This window comes from Streptomyces sp. SID14478 (genome assembly GCF_010548525.1).
Classification (GTDB): domain Bacteria; phylum Actinomycetota; class Actinomycetes; order Streptomycetales; family Streptomycetaceae; genus Streptomyces.
In genome coordinates this window covers 1-290 of the sequence record NZ_JAAGMG010000979.1, presented here as the reverse complement: position 1 = coordinate 290, position 290 = coordinate 1, and the positions used below count along the sequence as shown (strand labels likewise).

Here is a 290-nt window from a genome sequence, read left to right as displayed (position 1 = left end):
CCCGAGGGCCGCCGCCCGCCAGGTCTCGCGCGGGCTCTGCGCAGCGGCCATGCCCTGCGCGAGCAACACCACGGCCCGCAGCCGCCCGTCCTCCGCTCCCATTGACCCAGCGTAGGGATATTTCCGGCATTCCGGTGAATTCAGTACGCCCGTACCGGCGACGACCCGGGAGGCACCGGCGTCACTCCCCCGGCCACCGCGGCGCGCGCTTCTCGTTGAAGGCGGCGACGCCCTCGGCCCGGTCGCCGGAGAACGCCACCGACCGCCACGCCGCGTCCTCCACCTCCAGG

The 290-nt window shown here is 74.5% G+C and carries 1 pseudogene; it reads right to left on the bottom strand.

From position 1 onward, the window contains the following. Nucleotides 1–181: 181 nt before the first annotated feature. Nucleotides 182–290, bottom strand: a pseudogene (locus G3I40_RS31250) (enoyl-CoA hydratase); the annotation flags it as partial.